Source organism: Halpernia sp. GG3 (assembly GCF_052976925.2).
This window is the reverse complement of the sequence record NZ_JBRIIR020000017.1, coordinates 672,098-696,540: the sequence shown is the minus strand read 5'-3', so window position 1 is coordinate 696,540 and position 24,443 is coordinate 672,098. Positions and strand designations below refer to the sequence as shown.

The 24,443-nt window shown below is 33.4% G+C and carries 22 protein-coding genes and 1 pseudogene; 9 read left to right on the top strand and 14 right to left on the bottom strand.

Annotation, left to right across the window (positions count from 1 at the left end):
* From ACVBED_RS12580 to ACVBED_RS12570, 3 genes are all read right to left on the bottom strand, one after another.
* Window positions 1-541: 30S ribosomal protein S16 (locus ACVBED_RS12580; RefSeq protein ID WP_447120607.1), on the bottom strand; the 541-nt coding region annotated here is incomplete at its 3' end.
* A 122-nt stretch (window positions 542-663) separates the two neighbouring features.
* Window positions 664-1,182, bottom strand: a complete 519-nt coding sequence (locus ACVBED_RS12575; RefSeq protein ID WP_447120606.1) for a nitroreductase family protein — start codon at window positions 1,180-1,182, stop codon at window positions 664-666.
* 78 nt (window positions 1,183-1,260) lie between these two features.
* Window positions 1,261-1,710, bottom strand: coding sequence for a hypothetical protein (locus ACVBED_RS12570; protein WP_473095070.1), 450 nt, complete (start codon window positions 1,708-1,710; stop codon window positions 1,261-1,263).
* A 238-nt stretch (window positions 1,711-1,948) separates the two neighbouring features.
* Between ACVBED_RS12570 and ACVBED_RS12565 the strand changes: the two genes are divergently transcribed.
* The 3 genes and pseudogenes from ACVBED_RS12565 to ACVBED_RS12555 all read left to right on the top strand — a co-directional run bounded on the left by ACVBED_RS12565 (window position 1,949) and on the right by ACVBED_RS12555 (window position 5,429).
* Window positions 1,949-2,155, top strand: a complete 207-nt coding sequence (locus tag ACVBED_RS12565) for a hypothetical protein (RefSeq protein WP_473095069.1) — start codon at window positions 1,949-1,951, stop codon at window positions 2,153-2,155.
* A gap of 12 nt (window positions 2,156-2,167) precedes the next feature.
* Window positions 2,168-2,458 (top strand): annotated as a pseudogene (locus tag ACVBED_RS12560) (DUF4230 domain-containing protein); the annotation flags it as partial.
* A 130-nt stretch (window positions 2,459-2,588) separates the two neighbouring features.
* A complete protein-coding gene (locus ACVBED_RS12555; protein WP_473095068.1) occupies window positions 2,589-5,429 on the top strand; it encodes an alpha-amylase family glycosyl hydrolase in 2,841 nt (946 codons plus the stop codon).
* Between the two features lie 73 nt (window positions 5,430-5,502).
* Here the strand turns inward: ACVBED_RS12555 and ribB are convergent, their stop codons facing one another.
* The 3 genes from ribB to ACVBED_RS12540 all read right to left on the bottom strand — a co-directional run bounded on the left by ribB (window position 5,503) and on the right by ACVBED_RS12540 (window position 7,610).
* Window positions 5,503-6,624: a 3,4-dihydroxy-2-butanone-4-phosphate synthase gene (gene ribB / locus ACVBED_RS12550; RefSeq protein ID WP_447120602.1), complete on the bottom strand. Its 1,122-nt coding sequence runs from the start codon at window positions 6,622-6,624 to the stop codon at window positions 5,503-5,505.
* An 80-nt stretch (window positions 6,625-6,704) separates the two neighbouring features.
* The gene (locus ACVBED_RS12545) at window positions 6,705-7,115 is read right to left on the bottom strand and encodes a thiol-disulfide oxidoreductase DCC family protein (RefSeq protein WP_447120601.1); all 411 of its coding nucleotides are present in this window, start codon (window positions 7,113-7,115) and stop codon (window positions 6,705-6,707) included.
* A 6-nt stretch (window positions 7,116-7,121) separates the two neighbouring features.
* On the bottom strand, window positions 7,122-7,610 hold the full coding sequence (locus ACVBED_RS12540) for a heme-binding domain-containing protein (RefSeq protein ID WP_447120600.1): 489 nt from the start codon (window positions 7,608-7,610) through the stop codon (window positions 7,122-7,124).
* 169 nt (window positions 7,611-7,779) lie between these two features.
* Between ACVBED_RS12540 and der the strand changes: the two genes are divergently transcribed.
* Together der and upp are read left to right on the top strand one after the other, a co-directional pair.
* Complete coding sequence (der, locus tag ACVBED_RS12535) at window positions 7,780-9,090, top strand: ribosome biogenesis GTPase Der (RefSeq protein ID WP_447120599.1); 1,311 nt, start codon at window positions 7,780-7,782, stop codon at window positions 9,088-9,090.
* 205 nt (window positions 9,091-9,295) lie between these two features.
* Complete coding sequence (gene upp / locus ACVBED_RS12530) at window positions 9,296-9,946, top strand: uracil phosphoribosyltransferase (protein WP_447120598.1); 651 nt, start codon at window positions 9,296-9,298, stop codon at window positions 9,944-9,946.
* A 1-nt stretch (window position 9,947) separates the two neighbouring features.
* Here upp and ACVBED_RS12525 read toward each other — a convergent pair whose 3' ends face one another.
* The 3 genes from ACVBED_RS12525 to ACVBED_RS12515 form a co-directional block, all read right to left on the bottom strand.
* The gene (locus tag ACVBED_RS12525; protein ID WP_447120597.1) at window positions 9,948-12,074 is read right to left on the bottom strand and encodes a helix-turn-helix domain-containing protein; all 2,127 of its coding nucleotides are present in this window, start codon (window positions 12,072-12,074) and stop codon (window positions 9,948-9,950) included.
* Window positions 12,075-12,141: 67 nt separating this feature from the next.
* Entirely contained in the window at window positions 12,142-13,059 is a 918-nt protein-coding gene (locus tag ACVBED_RS12520; protein ID WP_447120596.1) for a YihY/virulence factor BrkB family protein, read from the bottom strand.
* Between the two features lie 41 nt (window positions 13,060-13,100).
* The gene (locus ACVBED_RS12515) at window positions 13,101-13,613 is read right to left on the bottom strand and encodes a gamma carbonic anhydrase family protein (RefSeq protein WP_447120595.1); all 513 of its coding nucleotides are present in this window, start codon (window positions 13,611-13,613) and stop codon (window positions 13,101-13,103) included.
* A gap of 139 nt (window positions 13,614-13,752) precedes the next feature.
* On the opposite strand from ACVBED_RS12515, the gene ACVBED_RS12510 reads away from it, so the two are divergent.
* Window positions 13,753-14,631: a NifU family protein gene (locus tag ACVBED_RS12510; protein ID WP_447120594.1), complete on the top strand. Its 879-nt coding sequence runs from the start codon at window positions 13,753-13,755 to the stop codon at window positions 14,629-14,631.
* Window positions 14,632-14,678: 47 nt separating this feature from the next.
* The gene (gene hemH, locus ACVBED_RS12505) at window positions 14,679-15,707 is read left to right on the top strand and encodes a ferrochelatase (protein ID WP_447120624.1); all 1,029 of its coding nucleotides are present in this window, start codon (window positions 14,679-14,681) and stop codon (window positions 15,705-15,707) included.
* Window positions 15,708-15,711: 4 nt separating this feature from the next.
* Here hemH and ACVBED_RS12500 read toward each other — a convergent pair whose 3' ends face one another.
* Window positions 15,712-16,923 carry a type IX secretion system plug protein gene (locus tag ACVBED_RS12500; RefSeq protein ID WP_447120593.1) on the bottom strand — a complete coding sequence of 404 codons (1,212 nt, stop codon included), beginning with the start codon at window positions 16,921-16,923 and terminating at the stop codon, window positions 15,712-15,714.
* A gap of 89 nt (window positions 16,924-17,012) precedes the next feature.
* Between ACVBED_RS12500 and ACVBED_RS12495 the strand changes: the two genes are divergently transcribed.
* Complete coding sequence (locus ACVBED_RS12495; protein ID WP_447120592.1) at window positions 17,013-17,651, top strand: MBL fold metallo-hydrolase; 639 nt, start codon at window positions 17,013-17,015, stop codon at window positions 17,649-17,651.
* Between the two features lie 51 nt (window positions 17,652-17,702).
* Here ACVBED_RS12495 and ACVBED_RS12490 read toward each other — a convergent pair whose 3' ends face one another.
* From ACVBED_RS12490 to ACVBED_RS12480, 3 genes are read right to left on the bottom strand one after another with little or no spacing between them, the layout of a single operon-like run.
* Entirely contained in the window at window positions 17,703-20,123 is a 2,421-nt protein-coding gene (locus tag ACVBED_RS12490) for a TonB-dependent receptor (RefSeq protein ID WP_473095067.1), read from the bottom strand.
* Between the two features lie 12 nt (window positions 20,124-20,135).
* Window positions 20,136-21,617: a trehalase family glycosidase gene (locus tag ACVBED_RS12485; protein WP_473095066.1), complete on the bottom strand. Its 1,482-nt coding sequence runs from the start codon at window positions 21,615-21,617 to the stop codon at window positions 20,136-20,138.
* Window positions 21,617-22,852, bottom strand: coding sequence for an MFS transporter (locus ACVBED_RS12480; RefSeq protein ID WP_447120588.1), 1,236 nt, complete (start codon window positions 22,850-22,852; stop codon window positions 21,617-21,619). Before ACVBED_RS12480 ends, ACVBED_RS12485 begins: the two co-directional genes overlap by 1 nt.
* A gap of 119 nt (window positions 22,853-22,971) precedes the next feature.
* Between ACVBED_RS12480 and ACVBED_RS12475 the strand changes: the two genes are divergently transcribed.
* Complete coding sequence (locus ACVBED_RS12475; RefSeq protein ID WP_447120587.1) at window positions 22,972-23,814, top strand: AraC family transcriptional regulator; 843 nt, start codon at window positions 22,972-22,974, stop codon at window positions 23,812-23,814.
* Window positions 23,815-23,862: 48 nt separating this feature from the next.
* On the opposite strand, the gene ACVBED_RS12470 is transcribed toward ACVBED_RS12475, so the two are convergent.
* Window positions 23,863-24,420, bottom strand: a complete 558-nt coding sequence (locus ACVBED_RS12470) for a thioredoxin family protein (protein WP_447120586.1) — start codon at window positions 24,418-24,420, stop codon at window positions 23,863-23,865.
* Between the last annotated feature and the right edge of the window lie 23 nt (window positions 24,421-24,443).

Here is a 24,443-nt window from a genome sequence, read left to right as displayed (position 1 = left end):
CTAACTTTGCATCTGCGGCAGCTTTTTCTTCAGCTTTTTTTGCATCAGCTTCGGCTTTTACTGCATCAGCTTGAGCTTTTGCCTCTGCCTGAATTTTTGCTGAAGCATCTAAACGTGCCTGATTTACTTTTCCTTCTGCTTCTAAAGCCGCTTTTCTAGCATCTGCCTTAGACTGAGTAAGATTAGATTTTTTACCTTCTACCTGTTTAGATTTTTCTTCTAACCAAGTTGCAAATTTTTTGTCTGCTTCGGCTTCATCAAATGCGCCTTTCGCCACACCACCTAATAGGTGTTTTTTGTACATCGCACCTTTATAAGAAAGGATTGCTCTGGCTGTGTCCGTTGGTTGTGCACCATCGTTTAGCCATTTTACTGCTGCATTTACATCTAATTCGATAGTAGCTGGATTGGTAACTGGGTTATAAGTCCCGATTTTCTCGATCAATCTACCGTCTCTTCTTGCTCTTGCATCTGCTACTACGATATGGAAAAAAGGCTTACCTTTTTTACCGTGTCTTTGTAATCTAATTTTTACTGACATATAAGTTTGGTTTGTGGGAACTCGTCCCGTTAATTATTAAGTGCGCAAAGATATGAAAAAATTGCGTTTTACAATCATTAAAATTTTAAACAGAAATCACTAACAATATATCCTAAAGATTTTTAATTATTTTGAAGATTTCCAATATAAAAAAGACCGATACATTTTTGATTTTCTTCGAGATTTAGGAATTCTCCTAAGTCATCTTTCACTGCAGTTGTACACCAATAGCAGCCGACTTCCAAAACTGTGCAGGTAAGATACATATTTTGAACCGCCATTGAAGTTGCTGCGATTTCTTCCCATTCCGGTAAAAGTCCACTGAAATTTACTGAAATTGAAATGATAGCTGCTGAAGCTTCCACTTTGGACTGAATATCTAAATATTTTTTTTCTAGAAAATTTTCGGCGGTAGTTGAATTTTTATAAATTTCGGCCATCTCCTCACCTAATACATCTTTGTCTAAGGCTTCAAAAACCTGAAAACGCCAGGGCTTGGTTCTTTTATGATTAGGTGCAAACTGCGCGGAATATAAAATTTCATCTATCACACCTTCTTTTAATTCACCAGGGATAAAATCTTTTGGATAATGACTTTTTCTGTCTTCTATAATTTTTTTTAGTATTTGTATATTTTCCATAATTAGTTTCTCAGTGCAAAAATAGACAAAAGAAAACTTCCTTTCTAGCTTACAAAATTCAAATTAATTAAGAGAAATTTAAATGACCGCTTCTATGGTTTGGCTAATGTTATTTAGCACAAATGAATCCCCTGCTTTTTTACCCTTCATGATCTGCGCCATCGGACTGATTTCTGAGATGGCATAAAAACGATCTTTTTCAAAGAAAAATTCACCCAAACCAACCGAAATATAAAATCTTGCTTTATTAGTAATGACCAATGCTCCCAATTTTATAATTTCCGTAGAATTGTTCCTGACTTTCGCCATATCTCTGCGTAAACCAGTCAAAAACGCCTGCTGCTTCTGCATCTGATAAATCTCTTCCTGCATTTCTTCACGAATGGAATCATATTTTGCGGTCTTTTTAATTTCGCGACTGGCTTCTAAAGTAAATTCTAAAAAGTTACTTTGTCTGTCGATTTTATTCTTAATTATTATAAGGACAAAATCCCGGATGTCATCTTTAACAAGTGTTTTCTGCTGCATATTTTAAAATAAAATTAAAGGTAATAAATAGATTTTAAAAATTAGATATGAGAAAAAACATATCACATTTTAGACCTTTTAGATTGTGAGCAATAATTATTAACTTTACCTGAACTCTAAAAGTGAAAAAATTTAAAATAATTCTTTGGTCTTTGGAAGAATTTCTTCTTCTATTAGTAGGATTAGTTATTTTTTAGGCTGTAAATTCTAAAGGTGACGGCGCACTTGTTATAATTCTATGCTATTAATCGGCCTGGTGCTAGGTGGCATCATTGCTTTTTTAGCCTCAAAAAAACTCACCTCATCTTCGTCGGTAATTTTAGAGAGTTCACACACAATTGCAGAAAGTATGCGGAAAATTTTTAAAGTGGTAACAGGCGAAGGACATTTTAATGAAATATATAATTATGAGGAGACTATTAAACTTTTCAACTTTATTCCATAAAAGAAAAAAGCTTTAGTAATAGTGCAAGCAAAAATACTTGTAGGCTATGATTTCAATAAATTTAAATGGGAAATAAATGATGAATTAAAAACTGTAAAACTTCTACATTTTCCAGAACCAGAAATTCTCTCTACCGAAACGGATTATAAGTATTATAATATTGAGGAACAGTTTTTTAATCTTTTTAGCAAAGATGATCTGGCCAATATACAGCAAAATGAAAAAAAACAAGTGATCGAAGCTGCAAAAAACAGCCATCTCCCTCAAGTGGCTGCAGACCAGATGCGGACGCTGCTTACTTAGCTTTTACAAGGGAAAAATTGGCAAATTGAAAATCCCGTATTAATCTCTCAAAAAGAGCCATTAATTAATTAACATTTTTATTTTATTTGTTCTAGTTTTTATATATATATTTACCCACAAAATTATATATATGACTAGAAAATTATATGCTTTAATATTTGTATTTATCATTCAAATATTTGCCTTTTCTCAGAAACAAAACATCACTTACAGCTTTTCACCAGCTACTTTTAACGAAAACCAAAGCGTTACACTTACTATCGATGGAAGTACAATAAATCAATCTATTTGGGCCACTACAAATCTATATATTTGGTCGTGGTCATTCGACACCGCTAGCGGCACGCAGGTTGATTGCCCAACTAACGGTTCATCATTTGGGGCATCTACGCCCACAAATAAGCTAACTTATAATCTCGGACCGAATACTTATACTTATACATTTGTGCCCAACACATTTTTTAACAGAACACTCATCAATAAAATGGGATTCTTGCTAAAAAATTTAGATGGAACGGTACAAACTATAGATTATTTTCAAGCGATTGGTGCGTTTCAATTCATTAACCAAAATCCTAAAAATGGCAGTACAAATTTTGTAAATTCCGGCAGTTCATATCCAATAAGTTATAAAACTTCTATTGCGGCTAACTGGGTTTTAAAAGCGAATGGAGTGGTTGTAAATACTGCAAGTAATACAAGTTCCTACAACAACTACGGATTTACAGTTAATGGTGATAATAATATGGAACTAACTGCAACCAATCCTGCAGATAATTCTGTTTTAAGTTCTACCTTTACTTTGGCTAATACCCCTGTTGTTTTGAGCGCTCCGATCCCGTCTTACATCAAGCAGGGAATAAATTATGATCCAGCAGATCCTACAAAAGTTGGTTTGGCTATTTATGCGCCACTTAAAAATTTCGTGCATGTTATAGGAAGTTTTAATAGTTGGAATGTAAGTAGTAATTATTTAATGAAAAAAGACACTGCAAATCCTGATTTGTATTGGTTAGAAATTACAGGTCTCACTCCACAACAAGTTTACACTTTTCAATACAGAACAAGTGATGGCGTGAAAGTAGCGGATCCTTATTCGCCGATTGTATTGTCACCTGATGATGATCCTTATATTTCAGCGACCACATTTCCAAACTTGCCCGTTTATCCTGCAGGACAAAAATTTGATGTGTCAATCATACAAACTGCAAAACCGGCTTATAATTGGACGGTAAACAATTTTGTAAAGCCAGCAAAACAGAATCTAATCGTTTATGAAGCTTTAGTGAGAGACTTTACATCTGGCCAAAACTGGCAATCGATGATTGATAAAATACCTTACATTAAAGGTTTAAATGTCAACGCCATTGAACTAATGCCAATAATGGAATTTGACGGAAATAATTCCTGGGGTTATAATCCAGCTTTTCATTATGCTTTAGATAAAGCGTACGGAACACCTGAGAAATTTAAAGAATTCGTTGATAAATGTCACCAGAACGGCATTGCAATTATTTTAGATATCGCATTAAATCATGCAACCGGTCAATCTCCACTAGAAAGAATGTGGATGATAGATGATGGTTCTGGATATGGCCCTGTAGCCGCCAATAATCCTTATTTTAATCAAACTGCTACGCATTCTTACAGCGTCTTCTATGATTTAAACCATTCTAAACTTGAAACAAAATATTACGTGAACCGAGTATTGGCGCAATGGATCAATGAATACAAAGTAGATGGTTTCCGATGGGATCTAACAAAAGGTTTTACTCAAAACTGTACGCCAACTGATTCCAATTGTACAAATGCTTATCAGCAAGACCGAGTAGATATTTTAAAAGGATACGCAGATTACCAGTGGGCTGACGATCCTAATTCTTATATCATTTTTGAACATTTAGGGACTGATGCTGAAGAGCAACAATGGGCTAATTACAGAATTAGTGAAGGAAAAGGAATTATGCTTTGGGATAAAGAAACTGATCAGTACGGCCAAAATACGATGGGTTACACTTCAAACAGCAGTGTTTCACGAGTAAATTTCAACGCACACGGCTTCACTGACAGAAGAAATGTTGCTTATGGAGAAAGTCATGATGAAGAAAGATTGATATATAAAGACTTAAATTATGGTGCAATAAATGGCGCTTATAACACTAAAGATTTAGCAACTGCTTTACAAAGACAAAAAGCCTATGGCGCGATATTCTTAACCGTTCCGGGACCTAAAATGATTTGGCAGTTTGGTGAACTTGGTTATGATTTCGGTATCAATAGATGTGTTGATGGAACCTATAATAACAATTGCCGATTAGATTTAAAACCAGTCGCTTTTACTTTAGGTTATGATCAGGATCCTGCGAGAAAATCGGTTTATGATACTTGGGCAAAAATTTTAGCAATAAGATTAGGAAATCTAGTTTTTGACACTAAAACATTCACCGTTAACTCCGGAGACTTAATGCCAAGTATTTATGTTTATAACGACGCCTTACCAACAACCACATTGAAAAACGTTGTTGTTCTTTCTAATCTTACGTTAACTGTTCAAAATATCAATCCTAATTTGCCGTATACTGGCACTTGGTACAATCTGATGGACAACTCTTCTAAAGGTTATACTTCTACAACTACGCCAATTACTTTACAACCTGGTGAGTTTATTATTTTAGGAAATCAACCTTCTGCTACTTTAGCAACCGATGAAACTAAAGGAAATATAAACAGTGTTAAAATTCAGTTAGAGCAAAATCCGGTTTCAAACGGAGAAGCTAGATTAAAATTAAGCAATGCTAAGAACGGAACTGTTTCAATTTATGATCTCAGCGGAAAAATAATAAAATCCGCAAAAACAGAAACTGATAATGGAACGCAAGTCTTACCATTAAATAATATTAAATCGGGAATGTATTTAATACAGTTGAAAACCGACAAAGGAAATGCAGTAACAAAAATGATTGTGAAATAATTACAATCATGCATCCAAAAGAAAAGCAGGAAAATAATTTTCCTGCTTTTTTTATTTAAATTTTAGAAGCTATTTATAATTGCACCATTTCCGTCACTTCCACATCGTAACCAGCGACCAAAGGTTTCAACTTAGGATTTTGAGTAATAACCCTAAAATTATTAACGCCTAAGTTTTTCAAGATCTGTGTTCCAATGCCGTAATCATGAAAGTTAGATGCCAAAGTTGGTCTTGCTTCTTTCCCATTTTGAAAATCTAAAAATTGCTGTAATTTTCTTAAAGTATTTTCCGAAGTTGAAACATTATTGATAAAGATCACAACGCCTTTTCCCTCGTCATTTATTTTGTTAAAGACTTTTTCCAGCAAAGGTTTTTCGCCAGTATTTAATCGGCTTAAAACATCGAAATAAGAATTTGAAGATTGCACCCGAACTAGAACAGGCTCATTTTCAACCCACGTCCCTTTCGTTAAAGCAAAGTGAATCTGGTCGGTACTCGTTTCTTTAAAAGCGAAAAATTGAAAATCGCCGTAAAAAGTTTGCACTTCTTTTTCCTCAATTCTTTCTATTAAATCACCTTTCTTGAGTTGATAATGAATTAAATCTTCAATCGAAATTATTTTTAAATTATGTTTTTTTGCAAGCACCATTAAATCTGGTAAACGCGCCATTTCGCCATCATCATTCATAATTTCACAAATAACACCACCTTCTTTTAAGCCTGCTAATTTTGTCAGATCAATCGCTGCTTCTGTATGGCCGGCTCTTTTAAGAACGCCGCCTTTTTTTGCACGAAGCGGGAAAATATGTCCCGGACGCATAAAATCTTCTGGCGAAATAGTTTTATCCATCAATGCCAAAATCGTTCTCGAACGGTCACCTGCAGAAATACCAGTGGAAACACCTTTACCTAAAAGATCAACGGAAACTGTAAAAGCCGTTTCCTTTGGATCGCTACTTCTTGTTACCATAATATCTAAACCTAATTCATCACAACGTTTTTCAGGAAGCGGCGTGCAAATTAAACCTCTCCCATAAATGGTCATAAAATTGATTATTTCTGGTGTTGTCAACTCTGCTGCAGAAAGAAAATCACCTTCATTTTCACGGTTTTCATCATCTACAACTATTATGATTTTGCCATTTTTAAGATCTTCAATGGCTTCTGGAATCGTATTTAAAATAACTTCTGACATTTCTTTTTTAAATTTTCACAAAGGTACTTACAATTAGGGCAGTAAGCAATTTATTAAAAGAGTAAAGTCAGGATGTAGATTTATAAATTTTCGATGAATTTCTTCCGTTCTTCAGGAGTCGGAAGATAGCATTTTGCAGAAGCTATTTTTTGCCGGTTCTTCGCAACTATGTCGTAAACTTTATCGGAAAGAAATGTTGGGATAATTTTAAAAATTCCCATTAAAGAAAATCTTCCGCCCAAAACAGAAGCAATTTTTAAAACCGCTTTTGATTTTTTTAAATAAAATTTACCGGAAGAAAAAAGATATAAAGTACTTAAATCATGCTTTTCAAGATTTCTATCTTCTAAAAACTTTTGCCCAAAATCAGATTGCAAAGCTGAAAAAAGAAACTCATCTTGATGGTCATTTTGTAAAATCCAGCCCACCCAAAAATTACAAAAACCACAGTCGCCGTCATAAAAAACCACGTATTTATTTTCTAAATTCAAAGCACTTTATTTTTTTACCTTAATTTGGTCTGGAGATACATTATTACTTATTCTAGTGTCATTTTCAATTTTTCGAAAATAATTAACAACTAAAACTTTTTGTTCTGCGCTGAGATTTGCGTCAGTATGTATAATTGTATACGAACTTAAGGGCATTTCGCCACTTTCTACTTCTTCTGCTGCATCACTCAACTTGTGTGCTTGTCGCTCTGGTGTGTAAGTTGCAAAATTAGAAAAGTTTAAATTTTTTCTAGCTTCATCAATATGGTCTTTTAAAAACCAAGCAACTGGCTGAATATTAGTATACCAAGGATATATTGTTTCGTTAGAATGACAGTCATAACAAGAAGTTTTAATAATTTTTGCTACATTTTCAGGTGTGTTCTTAATTACCAAAAAATCTGCACCTTTATTAACCATCGGATTTGTTTTATCAATTCTAAAAAATTGTATAATTACGAAGGCAATCAAGAGGACAATTAATACTTTTTTCATGATTTTTAATAATATATAAATTTATGAAAATTTTGTATAATTCTATAAAATTAAATTTACGATTTTATGGAAGTCTACTTGTAATAAATTAAAACTTACCTTTGCAAAAATTTTTGGGCTTCAATACTTGAAGTAACCCATTAATAATTACTTTATTAAACAAAATTTTATGTCAAACATTGTAGCCATTGTCGGCCGCCCAAATGTGGGTAAATCAACCTTATTTAATAGACTTTTAGAACGCAGAGAAGCCATCGTAGATTCCGAAGCTGGAGTTACCAGAGACCGTCATTACGGGAAATCTGACTGGAATGGTGTAGATTTTACGGTAATTGACACAGGAGGATATGACATCGGAACCGACGATGTCTTCGAAGTAGAGATCCGCAAACAGGTTGCGCTGGCTGTTGAGGAAGCCACTTCAATTATCTTTATGGTGAACGTTCACGAAGGCTTGATTGAAACTGACGAAGAGATTTTCAAACTACTAAGGAAAGCAAACAAACCAGTTTATCTGGTGATCAATAAAGTCGATACGAATAAAGAAGAACTTGCAGCGACAGAATTTTACCAACTCGGTGTTGAAAATTATTTCACATTATCTTCTGCAACTGGTTCTGGAACGGGAGAATTATTAGATCAAGTCGTAAAAGATTTTCCAACTACAGAATACAAAGATTCATTTGAAGGTTTGCCAAAAATTACCATTGCCGGTCGTCCAAATGTCGGAAAATCGACCATGACAAATGCACTTTTGGATGATAATAGAAATATCGTAACTGATATTGCCGGAACAACGCGCGACAGTATTCAAACATTATACAATAAATTTGGGCATGAATTTGTATTAGTTGACACCGCAGGAATGCGCCGTAAAGCCAAAGTAAAAGAAGATCTGGAATTTTATTCCGTCATGCGCGCCATTCGTTCTATCGAATATTCTGATGTCGTAATTATCATGGTAGATGCCACACAAGGTTGGGAAAGTCAGGATATGAATATCTTTGGCCTCGCTCAAAAAAATCGAAAAGGCATTGTGATTTTGATTAATAAATGGGATTTAGTGGAAGATAAAACCACCAACATGATGCGGGATTTTGAAGAAAAAATTAAAGATCGCATTGGTCAGTTTACAGATATTCCAATTTTATTTGTTTCTGCATTAACGAAACAACGTATTCTAAAAGCCGTTGAAGTAGCAATGCAAGTTTACGAAGACCGTAAGAAACGCATCAAAACTTCAAAATTAAATGAAGTAATGTTGCCAATTTTCGAAAGAACGCCGCCGCCAGCAAACAAAGGGAAATATATAAAAATTAAATACTGCGTTCAATTACCGACACCATCGCCGCAGTTTGTATTCTTCTGTAATCTACCACAATACGTCAAGGAAGCGTACAAAAGATTTACCGAAAACCAGTTGCGTAATGAGTTTGGTTTCACTGGAGTTCCTATCGAAGTTTATTTTAGACAGAAATAATTTTTTCAGCAGCAACAAAATTTGTTCGTCTTAGAAAATCAGTCCCGCTTTCCGCTGTATCTTTTTCTTTTAAAAAAAGAAAAAGGATGCCGCTTCAATCGGGGCTAATTCGACTTATATTTTTTTGTCCGACCTTTTACAAAATCAAAACTTCAAGGTTTAAAAACTTTTTCCGAAATTAGCAAATCACAAATCATCAAATCAAATGACTACAATTCTCTCGGAACAATTTTCACTCGTCAATTCTTGGATAAACGATTTACGAAACGTAGAAGTTCAACATGACCGCATGAAATTCCGCAGAAATATGGAACGAATTGGAGAAATTGCAGCTTTTGAAATCAGCAAAACTTTAGAACAAAAAGCAGTTCAAATTACGACACCTTTAGATAAAATAACCGCTCAAGAAATAGCAGTACAACCAGTTATTACCACTATTTTACGCGCAGGTGTTCCACTTTTCCAAGGATTATTAAATTATTTTGATAAAGCCGATTGCGGTTTTGTTGCCGCTTATAGAAAACACGACGCCAATGATTATTTCAGTATCAAACAGGATTATTTAACGTGTCCAGATTTAAACGACCGACCTTTAATCGTCGCAGATCCGATGCTCGCAACGGGTGCCAGTTTAATTGAAGCGCTGAAAGATCTATTAAATCACGGTAAACCGACGGAACTTCATATTGTCGCCGCAATTGCGAGTCAACAAGGTGTAGAAACTATTCAAAATGCTTATCCCAATGCAAAACTTTGGGTTGGCGTTATTGATGGAAAATTGACTTCAAAAGGCTATATAACGCCAGGTTTGGGCGATGCGGGCGACTTAAGTTACGGCGAAAAATTGCAGCGGTAATTTATAAGTTTTCTTTTTCCTTTAAATATGTAAAATGATTTAAAAGCAAACGGATTTCATTAAACTCAAAATCATTTGGTAATTCGCGCTTCCAGTCATTTAAAGATTCAAAAGAATTTTTATTAAAACTTTCTTTAAAAGTATTTAATTTTTCTTTGGCGAAAATTCGTTTTACATCCAAAACACCTTGCTCAGCAAATCGAGCCAAATGTCCATAAATAGTTTCCGTGACCAAACCGCGCTCTTTGGAAATTTCGGGAATTGTTTTACCTTCTTCAAATAATTTAAAACTTAAAATATGCGACGGCACTTTTATAATTTTAGTAGAAATCTGAACATTATTTTTAGAATCAAATAAGTCACGTTCCAGTAATTTTAAATCGCGCAAACCTTTCAGATAGTCTTCCAGATCATCGATAAAAGTTCGTAGATCTTCATTGTAGGCTTTTAAACCTTTTATTCCTTTTGTTTCAGAATAGAATTCTTTTAAATCTGAGAATATTTTCTCATTCGTATTTTTAAAAAAGAAATTCACCGCGCCGCCGGATTTATCCTCAATTTCCTGCCATTCAATTTTATTTAAAGAAAACTGATAGGATTTTTGAAGCAATATTTTTTCAAATTTATCATAAACCTGAACCAAAGCATCGGTATCAATTTTTAATTTTAAATAAAGTTGTTTGGCTTTTACTTTATCTAAAAATTTACTTTCTTGCGCAGAAATATTCCAAATAGTGAGAGATTCTTGAAACCAGCGACAATCTGTATATCTTAAAACTTTTCGAATGCTGTAATCAAATTTTTCCGCACTTAAAATAGTTTCCAATTGGTCGTTTGCATTTGTTGCACCTTGAAAAACTGAGATTCGCGCATCACTAAAAATAACTTCAGGTGTGATTTTAGATTTTAAAACAATTCCTTCTAAAGTTCGGCAACGTGATAATGCGACATAAACTTGACCCGAAGCAAAACTTTTTCCCGCATCAATTATCAATCTGTCAAAAGTTAAACCTTGAGATTTGTGAATCGTAACCGCCCAAGCCAAGCGAATTGGATATTGTTCAAAACTTCCTAAAACTTCCTCTTGAATATTTTTTTGGCCGTCTAAACTATATTTTTTCTGTTCCCAAACTTCTTTTTTAAGCGTAATTTCTACATCGCTTTCATCTAATAAAACGGTCACTTCTTCTTCATCGAGATAAATAACTTCTGCTAATTTTCCATTAAAATAGCGCTTTTCTGTAGCATCATTTCGGATAAACATTACTTGTGCGCCAACTTTAAGTTCTAAAACATCTTCGTTTGGATATTGATTTTCTTTAAAATCACCGACGATTTTTGCCTCGTATTTAAAAAGCTTGGTTTTTAAATCACGGATTTTTTTGTGGTTAATATCATCCGCCATTTTATTGTGCGAAGTGAGATAAACGTAGGCTTCTTCTTTCGGTTCAAAATCCGGAAGATAGCGGGAATTTAGTTTTTCAAAATCGATTTCACGTTTGTCGCCTTCGCGAATCGCATTTAAAATAGAAAGAAAATCTTCGTCCGTTTGACGGTAAACTTTTTCTAATTCAATGGTAATAAACGGCAATTCTTTAATGGCTAAACTTTCAAAAAAGAAAGGTGAATTGTAGCATTTTTTTAAAATATGCTCATCCCGAACAACGGGCGGAAGTTGGTATAAATCTCCAATAAAAAGCATCTGAGCGCCACCAAATTTCTGCTGATTCCGTCTGATGTGTCGCAAAGAAAAATCCATCATATCTAAAACGTCGGCGCGCAACATTGAAACTTCATCAATAATTATAATTTCAATCTCGCGAAGTAATTTTAATTTGTCTTTTCTGTATTTAAAATGCGGCATTAGATCCGCAATATTCATGGCGTAATTTGTATCAATTCTTTCGGTAGTGGGAAGAAAAGTGCGCAATGGCAAACTAAACATGGAGTGAATGGTAACGCCACCAGCGTTTATAGCAGCAATACCAGTTGGCGCAACAACAATGTGCTTTTTCTGTGTTTTTTTAACAAAATCATTTAAAAAAGTCGTCTTGCCGGTTCCGGCTTTTCCAGTCAGAAAAATACTGCGGTTGGTAAATTCTAGTAAATCAAATAGAGAATCATTCATCTCTACAAAAATAGGAAATGAGAATTAAAGAAAGTAAGTTGTCGTTAAAATTAATTGGTTTATCGCATTATTTTGTCAGATCTTGCTCTCTTAAAATTTTTGTAGCAGCCCATTTTGCATGGGAAGAAGGTTGAATATTATAACCCATTTCTTGCGCATAAACTTTTGTGAATTCTGCACCAAAAAATATCAACTGACATGAATAATTAATCCAAATCATCAATAAAATAACGCTTCCGGCAGCACCGAATATTGAGGTGGGATTTGACACTTCAAAATAATAACTTAAAATAAATTTACCAATATTAAAAAGTAAAGCCGCAACGAAGGCGCCCATCCAAACCGATCCCCATTTTATTTCAACGTCTGGCAATACTTTAAACATCATCGCAAAGAGAATCCAAATCACACCAAAACTAATAAGGAAATAGATCACTTTCATCAAAACAAAAGTTTCTAGACCAAAGAAATGAGTGAACCAGTTATTAGCAATGCCAATTAATGATGATAAGATTAAACTTACCAAAAGCAAAAAACCAATTATTAAAATCATTCCTAACGAATTAGCGCGGTCTAAAAGGTATCTTTGAAAGGCTTTTTTTGGTGCAGATTCTACCTCCCAAAGTTGGTTTAAGGTTCTTTGCATTTGAAAGAATAAGGTGGTTGCGCCAAAAATTAAAGCAAAAACGCCCACAATTTTCATAGCTATATTGTCATTATTTATGACCGCACTTGCAACCATACTTTGAACATTTTTTGCAATCTCAGGTCCCATAAAAGCGCTGATATTTTTCGTAATTTGTCCGTTTATAGCATCATCACCGAAAAAAATTCCAGCAATCCAAGTGATAATTATAAGCAATCCAGGAATAGAAAAAATGGCGAAATAAGCGATTCCAGCACTTTCTTTCATGGCTGATGAATTGTTCCATTCTGTGAAAGTCTTTTTGAAAAGTTGCCAGGTAAGTTTGAGTTTTTTCATCAAATGTTTTTAAAGTTGAACTTTTAGCCAAAACTCATTTAACATTATTTGTACCAACTCGAATATTTTACATAATTATCAGCAATTCGCTCTACCTCACCTTCTAAAAGTTCCGGTGAAATATCTTTTATTCTTCTTGCTGGAATTCCTGCCCAAACTTCGCCTGAACGCACATGCGTAGATTGTGTAACGACAGAGCCTGCGCCGATAATAGAATTTTCTTCAATCAAACAATTGTCCATTACAATGGCTCCCATTCCGATCAAAACATTGTCTTTTACAGTGCAACCGTGAACAATAGCATTGTGTCCGATTGAAACATTATTACCGATTATTAAAGGAAATTTTTCATAAGTGCAATGTAACATCACATTATCCTGAACATTGACTTTATCACCCATTTTGATAAAATTCACATCTCCCCTAATTACGGCATTATACCAAACACTGCAATCTTTTCCCATTTCTACATTTCCAACTATCACGCACGTTTCCGCTAAAAAAGTATTGTCACCAATTTTCGGTGTGTGTCCTAAAACCTCTCTTAAAAAAGCCATTCTATTATTTTTTAAAATTAAATTATCAGTAAAATTCAAAGACTAATTTACGCAATATATATCATTAAAAAAATCTACTTACATTGCGATTCTTCTAATTTTGAAAGCGTATTTTTGTAGAGTAAACTTAAAAAATAAAATGCAGCAAATATTAATAGAGCCTACCGAAAACAAAAAAGTAATGAAATTTGTAACGGATTACACTCTAATACCTGGTTCGGTAGAACTGGACAGAGATTCTGATATTTCAGAAATACCTTTAGCAAAAGACCTTTTTAAATTTCCATTTGTCGAGAAAATTTTTATAACTGCTAATTTTATTGCCATTGCAAAACAGGATTCTGTCGAGTGGGAAAATGTTATTGACGGTTTGAAAAGCATTATCGAAGAAGAACTTTCAAGCAATCCAAGAATTTATCAGCAAAAAAAGAAAGAGGTTTTTCAGGTTTATTCCGAAATGACACCTAATCCAAATGTGATGAAATTTGTTTCCAACAAAACATTATTGCAAGGTTTTGTAGAAGTAAAAACGAAGGAAAGTGCCGTTGTAGTTCCCTTAGCAGATGAACTTTATAACAAATTTGATTTTGTAAAAGAAGTTTTTATTTCAGATAATTTTGTAGCAGTTACGAAAACTGAAATTACAGAATGGCATGAAGTAATGGTTGATGTTACGGCATTTATTTCAGACTTTTTAAAAGAAGGAAAAACTGTTTCTCATGCAAAAGCCCAATCTCATGAAAAGCCAGTTGAAAATTTAATTGACAGAGATTATACTGAAACAGAACAAAAAATTTCTGATATCTTAACAGAATACGTTGCTCCAGCAGTGGAAAGCGATGGTGGAAAAATTTCATTGATCGGTTATGATGAAATTACCAAAACTGCTAAAATGCTTTTGCAAGGCGCTTGCTCCGGTTGCCCAAGTTCTACAGCGACTTTAAAAGGCGGAATCGAAACGCTTTTAAAGCAATTTTTACCGGAAATTGTGGAAAATGTGGAAGCGGTAAATGGATAAAAAAAATCAGTAATGAATAGTAATTAATTGTTCATTATCAATCACTTATAAATATGAAAGGAATATTATTAGTTAATCTTGGCTCGCCAAAATCTACGAAAGTAGGAGATGTGAAAACCTATCTTGATGAATTTTTGATGGATGAAAAAGTGATTGATTATCCTTGGTTTTTCCGTTCACTTTTAGTTCAGGGAATTATCCTAAATTTTCGACCTAAAAAATCTGCCGCTGCTTACCAAACGGTTTGGATGGACGAAGGTTCACCACTTATCGTTTTCACGGAAAGAATCCAAGTGAAACTTCAAAAATTATATGATATTCCCGTAGAAATTGGAATGCGTTACGCGCAACCGAGCATTGAAAGCGGAATCAGAAAATTAGTAGAAAAAGGAGTGACTGAAATTGTTTTGTTTCCACTCTATCCGCAATATGCCATGAGCACGACGGAAACGGTAATTGACAAAGCTGAAGAAGTAAGAAAAAAATATTTCCCGGAAGTTAAAATAAATTACATCGAACCGTTCTACAATCGAGAAATTTATATTGATTGTTTAGCCGAAAGTATTCGTGAGAAATTACCGGAAAACTTCGATGCTTTGCAATTTTCATTTCATGGTTTGCCAGAACGTCATTTATACAAAACTGATCCTACAAATACTTGCAAAATCGGCGAATGTTGTTTCCGGGAAAATAATCCGGCGCATCAATTCTGTTACCGGCACCAATGTTATAAAGTAACAGAAACCGTCATCAAAAAATTAGGTTTACCTAAAGAAAAAGTACTTGTTACCTTTCAATCCCGTTTGGGAAATGATAAATGGATTGAACCTTACACGGATTTTACATTAGAAAACTTACCCGCCAAAGGCATCAAAAATCTCGCAGTGGTTTGTCCCGCTTTCGTTTCAGATTGTCTGGAAACTTTAGAGGAAATCTCTGTGGAAGGCAAAGAAATTTTCGAACACGCAGGTGGCGAAACTTTCAATTATATTCCATGTTTGAATGACGAAGACCGCTGGATAGATGTGGTGAAAATATTGTGCGATGAGAAATTAAACGAGTTCTATCTGGTTTAACAACTTACCTGACAGGTTGTCTATATTCGCCATAACCGATCAATCCATCGTAACTTCGGCCAAAAGGTTGGTAATATAAAAAAGCCTGGTAAAGATTTTCAGTTTGCCAGAAATTACCATTAATTTCTCCCAAATTTAATTGACCAAAAGTGTCTTTTGTTCCAAGAATGTAGTTGTAAAATCCCTGTTTTAAATAAATTTTCGCAGTATATCTTTTTGAGGCTGAATCATAAGACATTTCACTTTCTTTATTTGGAATATAATCATTAAACTGACCTAAAACATAAAGTTGCTTATCGGTTCTTTCTGAATTTAAATTGAAATAAACCCAAGAATAATCTGCTTCTTTATCGGCATTCCTTTCGATTCCTAAATCATTTCTTCTAAAGTAAAACGCGCCATTCACATCGCCCTGATTTTGATAATTTAAAGGATTAGCGAAAACCGGGAATAAATATGTCTGATTTTTTCCTTCGGTATTTTCTACATTTGCCACCTGATCAAAAGCTTGGTTAATAATTTTATTGTCGAAATAATAAAACTCATTATTTCCTGGAAACGCCAGATTCAGTTGCTGAAATAATACTTTGCTTCCTAAACTTGAACTTGGTCTTTGATTGAAAATACCATTTTGAAAATTATTGTTTTGAATGACATTTAAACTAATAGAATTTAAGTTTGAAGATAAATCCGTTCCATTGGAAACTGCTTGCACTTCTACTCTTTGGTTTAATTGTGGATGTCTCGCATCTTGAAATCGTGTGATATTTAAGGCCAAACTAACGCCATCTTCTACAACGCAAAATCTTTTTGTAAATAATGGTTTAGAAGCCGAATCTTGATAAACTATGATCTTATAATTTCCTGAAATCTTTGGTTGAATCTTATCATTGGGGAAAGTCAAAGTATAATTAGTATACGGTTGAGTTGTATTAAAAGAATATTGAAACTGATCAATTAATCCATTTAAACTTCCAACGGCAAATTCTGTAAAAAACAGATTATCATCTTCCCAATTTCGATCAAAATGCTTGATGGTATATCTGTAAGTTTGGCTGGAATTAGATAAATCATCAAATTTTAAAATTAACTGTTCATTAAGCCTAATAACCGGCGTTTCATCATTTGTTTTTGGATTAAAAAGCTGAACACTTCTGATATCTTGCGCGAAAATAAGCACAGAAAATAAGCAGAATAATAAATTAAAAAACTTCATAAAACGAAGATAAGAATTAAAATTTGAAAATTTGAAAATCAGATAATTTGTAAAATTATAGGCATAAATTTGTAGCTAAATTAAATAAAATGCTGTACATAAAATCTTTTACTTTCAATCCGTTTTCAGAAAATACGTTCGTCGTTTATAACGAATTTAATAACGCTTATATTATTGATCCCGGAAATTTTACGCCTGAAGAAAATAATATTTTAAAACATTTTATCTCAGACCATGATCTGAAAATTGAAAATATCCTTTTAACGCACGCGCATATTGATCATGTTTTAGGTTTGCAATGGGCTTATGATGAATATGAAGTTCCGGTGATGATTCACGAAATTGAGCGTGAAATTTTAGATAGAAATCCGATTGATGCGATGCGATTTGGTTTTCAGTTTAAAGCTTTTATGGGAGAAATTCTTTATTTAAAAGAAGACGATATTTTAAAATTAGATGAAGATGAATTGAACGTTCTGCATCTTCCGGGACATTCGCCGGGACATATTGCATTTTACAATGAGGCACAAAAAATAATAATTTCCGGTGATGTTTTGTTTGAAGGAAGCATTGGCAGAACTGATTTATATAAAGGCGATCATGCACAACTTTTAGAAAGTATAAGAATGAAATTATTTAATTTACACGCTGAAACGCAAGTTTACAACGGCCACGGAAATCCAACAAATATTGGTTTTGAAAGAGATTATAACCCGTTTTTTAAATGAGAAAACCGCCAAATACTTGACGGTTCCCTTGGATTATGAAAAAAACTAAAATTAAAAATCTAAGGTGATGCTTCCTCTCACAGCGGCCCCCATTATTGGTCTAGCCATGATAATTCCGTTTCCGCTAGGTGAGCCAGCTCTTGGATCTCCTTCCGTAATGCCGATTGTATTAAAGACATTAGTCGCATCAACAGCGAAACGAATTTTACCTAATTGATAAGAAGTTCCTGCGCCGAACTCACTAAATGCAGGTAAAACTTGCACGTTTTTTTCATCCTGAAATCTTTTGCCGTAGTAATTATAACTTACATAAGTGCGCCATTCTTTGGTTAAATTATACGCTGGTGAAATATTAAAATATAATTTCGGCATTCTTCTTACCACTTTACCTTCCAAAATACTTCCGCTTGCTAGGTTTTTATATTCGGGATTTTGATAAGTTCCATTGGCAGTAATTTCTAATTTGTAATTAAATAACCGTGCATAAGTTTCAAACTCCACACCATAATTTCTGGTATTTGCAAAGGTATTTTCTGAAGAACCATCAGAAAAAACATCTGTAAAAGATAAGTTTTTGAGTGTAGAATAAAATGGAATTACAGAAACGTCAAAAGTGGACGTGTAATATTTGTAACCCGCTTCTATTTGGTTGGTTAGAGCCGGTTTTATTTTGCTTAAATCTGAAATATTATTATAATACGCTTCCTCATTTGGTGATCTAAAACCATGAGAAAATCTTGCGTAAACTGCACTTTGTTTACTGAATTGGTAATTTCCTGCGAAAGTATAAGAAACCTTATCCACGTTGTAGTTCCAATAGGTATATTGATTTCCTAAAACACTCATATTATCATCTGCAGTAGTCGTGTTAAAACCGTGCGTTCCATCAGTAGTAAGACCAGAATTATTAAGATTTCCTGTCGTAGTATTTACAGAATAACCTTTATAAAAATCTCTGCTATATCTAATACCACCATTTACACTAAAACCTTCAGAAATATTATAATCTATATCGGTATAAACGTCATTTAGACTGCCTTCTATTTGAGAATCCCGCAATAAAAAAGACATATCTTTTACGCCATTATAAGTTTTAGAATAGCCTGTAGAATTTGGGGTGAGTGAAGTATCTACTAGATTTAAAAGTTGTGGTTTGTCTGTAGCTGTAGTTAAAATATTGCTCCAATTCCAATATTGGTGTGATTTCCAATTAGATTTATAAAATCCTGCGGTAATATTTCCTTGATCTAGTTTGTAATTAAATTTTAAATCATTTACGAAATTATTCATTTGCTTATCAATGGCCCAAAAACCTAATTTCTGAACATATTGTGGATTTACAACTGCTCCACCTTGCACTAAAGAATATTGATAATTATTTCCTGCAATTCCATTATCATTAGCAAAAGTCTTCCCATCTTGCGGGCCGCCCGCAGGGAAAATTGCAGTGTAATTCATATTGATATCTGTAAATCTGGTTTTATTTGTAACACTAAAATTATCACCAAGATCATACTTAAATTCTGTCGTAAATACATCCATTTTTGGATGAATCCCATTTTCTAAATCTCTGCTAAAAAAACCACCACCAGCTTGTGGAATATTGAGCTGACCAATTGTTCTATAACTATAAGTGCCATAATTAGGATCAAAACCGGGGAATTTTGATAATTTATTTCCATTTTGTATTAGAGGAATTGGGAGATAAAATGTAGTCCTATCGTCTAATTTTTTATAAGAAACTTTAGCATAGCCTTTATCAAAAACATATTTTAAATTTGCTCGAAACTGACCGCCTTGGTTGGCTTTGTAACCAGTTTTTCTAATACCATTATCCGATCTGTAAAAACCACCAATATTAAAAAACAATTTATCTTGCACTATCGCACCGCCTAAATTAATGTCAGTTCGCATTAATCCGTAACTGCTAGTTTCTAATTTCGCTGTTCCTTTAAATTTATTTGTGCCTTCTTTAGAAATAAAATTGATAAGTCCGCCCGGTGAGTTATTTGCATAAATAGAACCAGAGCCTCCGCGCAAAGCTTCTAACCTACCTGTTGTATTATCTACTCGAAAGAAATTATCTGCATTTGCAAATTGAAGTGCACCGTCTTCAAAAACAGGTAATCCATCTTCTTGCACTTGTACAAATTCATATGCACCTGCCGAAGGGATCCCTCTTGCGAAAAGATTATTTCCCGTTTCACCACCCGAAGTTTCTACAGCAAAACCTGGAACTCTTTGTAACAAAGCCGCTGCACTGATCGGATTTTGCTTTTCGATATCCTTCGCCGTAAAGGTAGAAATAGCCGTGCTGGATTCTATTTTCTTTTTGGGTCGTGAGTTTCCTGTGATTACCACCTGATCGATAGATGAAGTTTTCACAGAATCTTGCACCGTTTCCTGCGCGTAAGTATTGTTAAAATACAGCGATGCCACTGCAGAAATTAAAATAATTGATTTTGTTCTCATTTTTAAAAATTTTTATGATTTTTTTAATTTTATATAAACGCCATTAGTCCAACCAAAACCATCTTGATTTGGATATTCTCCACCTCCAGCAACTAATTGTTTATCGATAGCATTATATTTTTCCATAATTCTTCCAGTTTCTTCATAAACCCTTTCAACATTACTACACCAGTTTGATTTAATTTTTTCAGCTAAAGAATGGAGGCCATAATTTTTCATTGCTACAAAACCAATCCATTGGAAAGGCGCCCACGCGTTTGGATAATCCCATTGTTGACCAGAATTTTTCGTGGTCGTAACCAGGCCACCGTCAAAAAGAAACTTTTTCGATATCGTTTTTGAAATTGCCTTTGCTTGATCGAGATTTGACAAGCCAAAAAACATAGGATAAAGCGTTACAATATTTTCAGAAATACTTTGACTATTTGTTTCAATATCAAAATCTTGATATAACATTTTATCTTCGTTCCAAAAATATTTGTTGATTAAATTTTTTCTGCTTTCTAACCGATTACGATAAAACTCTGATTTTTTATCTTGCTTTAAATTTGCAGCTATTTTTGACAAGGTACTTTCCAGATGCCATAAAAGACAATTTAGATCTACCGGTAAAATATTTAAAGTATTAATGGTTTTGAGATTTTCATTATCAGAAAACCAACGGCTAGAAAAATCCCAACCTGATTCACACGCTGCCCTAATATTTCTATAAAATTCAGAATTTGTACTGTTTTTTTGATCCTCTAAATCAATACGATAACTTTCCGGACGTGGTTCGTTCTCTGAATCATAATATCTATTGAGAAAATAACCTTCTTTAGTTTTATAAACTCTATTTAATGCTTCACCATTTGATAATTTTTCTGAGCCGTTCATCCAGAAATTATATTCCATTTCTAAAATCCCAAAATATTGGATATAAAAGCTCTCATCTTGCGTAGATTCCACCATTAAATCTAGCATTGTCGAAAAAAAAGGTGGTTGTGAACGGGTAAGAAAATGCGATCGGCTTGCATTTGGCACAAAACCAAATTCCTCAATAAGGTAAGCGCAATTCTCCAATATATTTTTCATCATTTCTAGCTTCCCAGAAATCTGTAAGCCCAGCATTACAAAATAGCTATCCCAATAAAAAAATTCATTAAATCTGCCCCCAGGAACAATATATGATTTCGGTAATTTTAAAAGAGTCCCAATATTATCTTCTGCTTTTTTAGTAAAAACATCCCAAAGCGAATCAATATAAGCTTCAATTTCTAACGATTTTCCAGATCTTAATTTCTCTTCAGATTCTGTAAAATTGAAATTATTTAAAACGAAATCTTTAAGATTAAAATAAGTTAAAGATTTTTCATTCTCATACTTACTCATTATTAATGAAATGGGAAATTTCGGTATTGCATCTGTCATCGTTTTTTGATCCTCAAATATTTGAGACATTTGCACATCTGCGAACAAACTTTGAATTTCTTTTATGTAAAATAAGTCACTCATTAAGATAATTTCGTTTTGTCCACTTTAATGTTATTCATTATAATGGCTGATATTAGAAGTAATAGTAAAGGAACAAGTGTTAAATAAAAAGCGTTTTGACCACTATAATTTTGGAATACAAATCCTGTCAAAATAGAACCTAAAGTCCCACCAATAGCAGAAAAAACCACAATTAATCCCGACATTGCACTATGAATATATTTTGGAATCGAAGCTAGAATAACAGAATTGATACTAGGGTAAATTGGCGCTAGAAAAACCCCCATTAACGGGAAAAAATAAACCACTAGCGGCGCATTTAGCCAATTAATATTAGAATTTATTTTTACATGATGAGTTAAAGGTAGTACCAACAAAATACTTATTGCGAAGCCAACAATGCAAAAAGAGACCACATAAATCCAATTGAATTTTTTTGAGAAGAAACCAGATAAAAATCTACCCAATGCAAATGAGCCTGCCAAAATTGCGCCCGCTTGCACACTCATAGAAGTCGGAACCTTTAAGATTTCTTTATAAAATGTGGGTGTCCAAGTCTGAAAACTTTGTTCTACTAATACAAACAGAAAAGCGCATATTAGAAAGAAAAATACCTTTTTTAACTTAAATAACCCTGTGCTATCTTTAATATCAGACAGAAAACTTGATTTTTCTTTTTTAGCCGCACTTTCATCTAACTTTGAGAAAAATAATATAATAAAAGACAAAAAAGAAAGTAAACCTAAAAGCCAATAAACATTCAACCAAGTTGTAGATTTTGGATTATTATCATCTATAAAAAGGCTAAATAGAAGATTTCCTGCCAAAACACCAATCATAAAAAAACCCTCCAAAAATCCCATAAAACTCGCATGCTCTTTATCGGTATTTGTTACAAGACCAATTGAGGTGAACACGGAAACTTTTATTAAAGCGAAAGAAATCCCAACAATTAAAAATAAAATTTTAAAAAACCAAAAGGCATTAGCGAAAGGCATTATTAAACACATGCAACCTACTGCAAATAAAGCGATTAGCATTGATTTTTTTATCCCAATTCGCGGTAAAAAAGAGGCTAATAAAAAAGAACAAATTGCAATTGGTAAATCTTTAAAACCCTCTAAAATACTTGCTTGCGACTTTGTAATATCAAAATTTTGCTGCATCTGTAAAATCACGGTTCCTACGGAATTCAGTAAAATTGCAAACACAAAATAATTTAGAAATAAAGAAATTTTTATTTTGATATTTTTCATTTAAATTTTTCTATTTACAAATCTAGAAGTTGTTTATTAAGATAAGTTTAACTTTGTAAACCAATATTTGAACAATATTAATATATTTGACAAATCAATACCGTAAAACCTATTAATAGATGAACGTTTCATTTGAAAGAATTACTCCAGATAAAAAAAGTTCATTTCGAACACTTCACAACACTGCACCCATAAAAGACTTTAAATGGGAATACCATTTTCATCCTGAGATAGAATTGGTTTGTATACCAGCGGGAAACGGAACTCGGCATGTCGGTTATCACAAAAGTAATTATACAGACGGAGATTTGGTATTGATAGGCAGTAATATTCCGCATTCTGGATTTGGTTTAAATTCATCAGACCCTCATGAAGAAATTGTCTTACAATTTAAACAAGAAATTTTACAATTCCCCGCGGAAGAAACTGATACAAATAACATTAAATTTCTGTTGAAACAATCTCAGTTTGGACTTCAGTTTACGGGTAAAACAAAAAGAGAAATTATTCCTAAGTTGAGAGAAATTTTAGATACAGAAGGCTACAAGAGATATTTACTTTTACTTGAAATTTTATTTTACCTCTCGAAATCAAAAGAGTTTACTATTTTAAACAAGCAAATTACGCCATATAAAATTATTGCAAAAAATAAAATTAGATTACAAAATATTTTCACTTTCGTAGAAAAAAATTATCATAAAGAAATTGATATTAATGAAGTTGCAAATCTCGCAAATCTCACATTACCTGCGTTTTGTAATTTTTTTAAAAAAACAACAGAAATAACATTTACAGATTTTGTGAATCGCTTTAGAATAACCAAAGCCTGTTTGTTTTTATCTCAAGGAATGACAGCTTCTGAAGTATGTTTTGCTTGTGGCTTTAATAGTGTTTCCTATTTCAGCAGAATGTTTAAAAAATACACCTCTAAAAAACCCTCTGATTATAGCAAACAATTATGATAATTTTCTATCCTTTTAAATAAAAAATTTGGCTCTATTCCAAATATACTATTTCCATTTAATTCCGCAACCAATACTCGGTTTTTGCACTTCTTCCTGATTTTCGCCAGCTAAAAGATTTTCAAAAGCGATAATTAAATCTTCGCCGGTTACTTCTTTTTGATTTCCCGGGCGAGAATCGTCCATTTGTCCACGGTAAATTAAATCTAATTTGTCATCGAAAAAAAAGAAATCTGGCGTGCAAGCCGCGTTAAATGCTTTTGCAACACTTTGACTCTCATCATATAAGTAAGGAAATTTAAAACCTTCATCGTCCTGAAAATCTGCCATTTTATCAGCAGAATCCACCGGATATTTTTCAGCATTATTAGAATTAATGGCGATAAATTCAATTCCCTTTTTGCTATAATCTTCATACAATTCTGCCAATTGATCGATCACATGCAACACAAACGGACAATGGTTGCACATAAAAATAACCAACGTTCCTTTTTCACCTTTTAATTCTTCCAAGGTTTGGGATTCGTTCTTTTCTGAAGGATTAGGAAGTTCAAAAAACGGTGCTTTTGTTCCTAAAGCAAGCATATTAGAATTGGTATCAGACATTATTTCTATTTTTTTAATATTAA